Annotated in this window: 4 protein-coding genes; 3 read left to right on the forward strand and 1 reads right to left on the reverse strand. The window is 42.2% G+C overall.

Annotation, left to right across the window (positions count from 1 at the left end):
- The first annotated feature begins 356 nt into the window (after window positions 1–356).
- Together ACKI5B_RS11010 and ACKI5B_RS11015 are read left to right on the forward strand one after the other, a co-directional pair.
- A complete protein-coding gene (locus ACKI5B_RS11010; RefSeq protein WP_407428703.1) occupies window positions 357–1,343 on the forward strand; it encodes a calcium/sodium antiporter in 987 nt (328 codons plus the stop codon).
- Between the two features lie 33 nt (window positions 1,344–1,376).
- Window positions 1,377–3,029 carry a Na/Pi cotransporter family protein gene (locus tag ACKI5B_RS11015; RefSeq protein WP_407428705.1) on the forward strand — a complete coding sequence of 551 codons (1,653 nt, stop codon included), beginning with the start codon at window positions 1,377–1,379 and terminating at the stop codon, window positions 3,027–3,029.
- Here ACKI5B_RS11015 and ACKI5B_RS11020 read toward each other — a convergent pair whose 3' ends face one another.
- Window positions 3,030–3,680: a Crp/Fnr family transcriptional regulator gene (locus ACKI5B_RS11020; protein ID WP_407428707.1), complete on the reverse strand. Its 651-nt coding sequence runs from the start codon at window positions 3,678–3,680 to the stop codon at window positions 3,030–3,032. It lies immediately after the preceding gene.
- Window positions 3,681–3,765: 85 nt separating this feature from the next.
- Here ACKI5B_RS11020 and ACKI5B_RS11025 point away from each other — a divergent pair.
- The coding region (locus ACKI5B_RS11025; protein ID WP_407428709.1) for an ATP-binding protein at window positions 3,766–4,521 on the forward strand (756 nt) is incomplete at its 3' end.

Raw genomic sequence — 4,521 nt, forward strand, 5'->3', positions numbered from 1 at the left:
CGTCATCTCCGAGGAGGGACAAAACTCCGCGCTTTTCGTTTTTGAGGATTTCGATGCACTGTGCATCACTTATCTGCTGTTTGAATCTTCGCATTGGTCGGAACATGATTCAAATATAGACCAAATCCGGATTCTTGTCATTTACCCTAAAATATGTTATCGTCTCTTTAGTAATTAGGGAGTAGCTTGTTGTTTGCCAAAAGGCAAGCGATATCATTATTTCGTCAGCACGGGAACGCATCTCTTTTTTGTTCCCCGGAATACTGTTCAACGAAGCGAGACTTTTACTGCAGATTTAGTGTATTTGCAGGGAAAAGGGCTCGCTTTTTTGTTTTTCCTTGCAGGGAGTTGATGAAATGATTTTTTTGAATGTGGCTGTTCTGGCTGTTGGATTTATTGCTCTTGTAAAAGGAGCAGATATTTTTGTAGACGGTTCTTCTGCTCTTGCCAGGATTTTTAAGATTCCTTCGCTTATTATTGGACTTACGATTGTTGCCTTGGGAACGAGTATGCCGGAGCTTGCAGTAAGTACTTCGGCGGCCCTGGCTGGTTCAAATGAAATTGCACTCAGTAATGTTGTGGGCTCAAATATTTTTAACCTTCTTGTAGTTCTTGGATTATGTGCCGTTATTCATCCTGTTCCTGTGGATTCCCTAATCTTAAAACGAGATTTTCCAATTTCCATCTTTTCAACACTAGGAATTTTTCTTGCTGTTACATTTCCTGCATTTCTGAACGGTAGTTTTTTCACTCTGAGGATGGATGCTGATGCGGGAACTGTAAGCCGGACTTTAGGAATCATCATTCTTGTTTTGTTTATCGCTTACATTGTTTATCTTATTTTTGATGCCCGGAAAAATCCTCTCCCTGAAGAAGAAACTGGCGGAGAAAAATTACTTCCTCTTTGGAAATGTATTCTTTTCATTGTGCTTGGACTTTTCTTGATTATTGCAGGCGGAAAGGCAGTTGTTTACAGTGCTCAGAATATTGCACGCTTTTTAGGCATGACAGAAACTTTGATAGGTCTTACTGTTGTTGCAATTGGAACTTCATTACCAGAACTTGTAACTTCTATTGTTGCTGCCCGTAAAGGAGAGACTGCGCTCGCAGTAGGAAATGTTCTTGGTTCGAATATTTTTAATCTGCTTTTTATTCTTGGTGTTTCTGCCGCTATTCATCCGGTGAGCGTGAATATAGCTTCTGTTTATGATATGGCTGTTTTGATTTTTATCAGCGTTCTTTCATGGATTTTTTCGATTACAAAAAGACGGATTGGACGCATTGAAGGAATAATTATGTTGCTTTTTTATGGAGCAGAAAGTGTTTTTGCGATAATGAGATAATCTTATAAAAATACAAATCACAAGGGGATTTAAATGATTACGAACATTTTGATGACAATTTTCAACATTGCCGGAAGCCTTTGTCTTTTGCTTTTTGGAATGAAGCTGATGAGCGACGGAATCCAGAAGTCTGCAGGTGAAAAGCTGCAGGCAGCTCTTGGATTTATGACGAAAAACCGATTCTTAGGGCTGCTTACAGGCTGTCTTCTTACCATGCTGATTCAGTCATCGGGTGCAACTACGGTTATGGTCGTTTCGTTTGTGAATGCGGGACTGATTACGTTGTCGCAGTCGGTGGCAGTCATTTTTGGAGCGAATATTGGTACTACGGTAACAGCCTGGATTGTCGCTCTGTTTGGTTTTGACTTTAAGATTTCTGCCCTTGCAATTCCGATTTTTGCAGTCGGTTATATTCTTTCGATTGTAAGAAAACGCCGGCACGAAAATATCGGGCTTGCGCTTATGGGCTTTTCTCTTTTGTTCATTGCGCTCGGCTGGCTTTCGGATGCAGTCTCGCTCAGTGCAAGCGGCATGGGATTTTTAACAAGCGTTCAGAAAATTAAGTTCTGGAGCTATCCGATTGCAGTTTTGATTGGAATTGCGATTACCGCGCTCATTCATTCATCTTCTGCAATGACGGCGATTGTAATTACGATGGCCTACAACGGAGTGCTTACCTGGGAATTTTCTGCCGCCCTTGTAATCGGAAGCAACATCGGTTCAACTGTGGATTCTGTAATGGCGGCCTTTGGTTCAAAAACAAATGCAAGGCGCGCAAGTCTGATTCACGTTCTGTTCAACTGTGCAACGGCCCTTCTTGCACTCATCTTCCTTCCGTATCTTACACGCCTTGTTGATTTTATTACACCGGGAAAGGCAGAGGCTACAATCACTTATCACATTGCAATGTTGCACACACTTTTTAATGTCTTTGGAACTCTTATCTTCCTTCCGTTTACAAATCAGCTTGCACACCTTACAGAAATCCTTATTAAAGAAAAGAAAGAAGAAATCCCTGAAAATTACAGCCTCCCGTTCCCGGAACTTGCCGCTCACGAATCAGCTACAATTCCTCTTATGGAAGTACGGCTAGAGATTCAGCACATGGCAGACAGGACTGTAGAAATGTTCGACCGTGTTCAGATTGGTTTTACAAATGCAAAAAAATTCTGCGAAAAACACTATGAAAATCTCATAAAAGAAGAAGCTCTTTTGGACAGAATGCAGGAAGAACTTACAGCTTATCTCCTTCGCTGTCAAAACCTAAGTCTTTCGGATATTCAGATGAAGTCCATAAACTCCATGCTTGGAATTGTGACCGAACTTGAAGAACTTTCTGACCAGTGCCTTACCATGGGCGTTTTCATTTCACGTATTGAAGAGAAAAAAGTTGTGCTTAAAGAAAGCGATAAAGAAAAACTTCTGCCGTACATTGAACTTGTCCGTCAGCTTTTATATTTTGTCTACCGTCACATCGGACAGAAATTAAGTGCTGAGCAGCACGAGTTTGCACATACACTTGAAAATCAGATTGATGAAGAACGAATCAATCTTAAAAAACTTGCCCGCACACGTCTTGAAACTGGCGCAAACGTCAAAGCAGAGCTTTTGTATATCGACATAGTTCGTAAAATCGAAAAAATGGGCGACAGCTGTTTTGCAATTGCAGGAAGGCTGACGGAGTAGTTAGCGGCCAAGCAGCTTAAAATGATTTTTCCAGTAATCAATAAGCCCGTCTGCTTTCATTTTGCTGAGTTCGGCGGAGAGAGCGGAGCGGTCTACTTCCAGGTAATCGGCGAGCTGCTGGCGGTCGTAGGGGATGTCGAATTCTGCGTTTGGAGTGCCGCGTGGAACTTGCGATGAAAGATATGACAAAAGTCGGCCGCGGATTGTTTTTGAACTGGTATGGAAAATACGCTGAGAAAGGTGCAGGTTCTTTTTCATGGAAACAGTAAGAAGATTTTTTGTGATGATTTGAGAAAACTCATCTTTAGCTGATCCAAGATTATCTGTCTGCAGTAAGAGGATTTTTGACTCTTGAGTTGCAGTTACATCAACCATAAGAGGAACTTTTGTAAGGGCATAAGTCTCTGCAAAAACTTTCCCTTCTCCAAGACTGTCTAAAATCGTCTTGTTTCCCCAAAAGTCGGTGCTTTCAATCTGGATACGACCTTCAAGAATGATTCCAAGCTGATTTATGACTGAGCCGGAATGAAAAACAGTTTCTCCTTTGGTGTAGGTGCGCTCTGTGGCGTTCAGCAGTTTTAGAACAGACTGAAAATCATCTTCCTTTATTCCAGTAAAGAGCGGCGTCTTTAATAAAGCTTTCTTTTCCATACCTCTGATAATATCTGCATTTTGTTGTTTTAACAACATTCTTTTAGCGCTGGGTGTGGTATTCTCCAAAACGTGAGGTACGGAAATGATTAGAAAGATTGTAAAGATTGATGAAGAGAAATGTACTGGTTGCGGACTTTGTGCTTCTGCCTGCCATGAAAATGCGATTGTAATGGAAAACGGAAAGGCTCATCTTTTGCGTGATGATTTTTGTGACGGATTCGGCGACTGTCTTCCCGCTTGTCCTGCAGGGGCAATTACGATAGAAGAACGCGAAAGTGCGGCATATAGTCCGGAAGCGGTAGAAATGCGAAAGCAGGTTTTAGCGGCACAAAATGGAATCGCCGTTGGACCAGGAGTGCCTCATATGCCACATGCAGGCGGATGCCCTGGAAGTGCGATGCATACTTTTAACCGGAATAATCAGAAACCTCAGAGAAATCCGGATGTAGACGGTCGCGAGACATCAGGTTTCGAAAATCATACAGTTCCAAGTGAACTCATGCAGTGGCCTGTTCAGATTAAACTTTTGCCGACACAGGCACCTTTCTATGAAAATGCAAATCTTCTGATTGCGGCCGACTGTACTGCTTATGCTTATGCAGCTTTCCATCGTGACTTCATCAAAAATCATATTACTCTGATTGGCTGTCCTAAGCTTGATGAGGGCGACTACACTGACAAACTCACAGAAATAATCAGCAATAACAACATTAAAAGCATTACTATTGTGCGCATGGAAGTTCCGTGCTGCGGCGGTCTTGAACATGCGGCAACCGAGGCTTTGAAGGCGAGTGGAAAATTCCTTCCATGGCGGGTTGTTGTGATTTCGCGTGAAGGG

Origin of the sequence: Treponema sp. (assembly GCF_045657965.1) — a bacterium.
Classification (GTDB): domain Bacteria; phylum Spirochaetota; class Spirochaetia; order Treponematales; family Treponemataceae; genus Treponema_D.

What these genes read in the sequence shown, in the direction of transcription:
- ACKI5B_RS11020 (WP_407428707.1), bottom strand. Translation starts at nt 3,680, where the DNA reads ATGGAAAAGAAAGCTTTATTAAAGACGCCGCTCTTTACTGGAATAAAG.
- ACKI5B_RS11010 (WP_407428703.1), top strand. Translation starts at nt 357, where the DNA reads ATGATTTTTTTGAATGTGGCTGTTCTGGCTGTTGGATTTATTGCTCTT.
- ACKI5B_RS11015 (WP_407428705.1), top strand. Translation starts at nt 1,377, where the DNA reads ATGATTACGAACATTTTGATGACAATTTTCAACATTGCCGGAAGCCTT.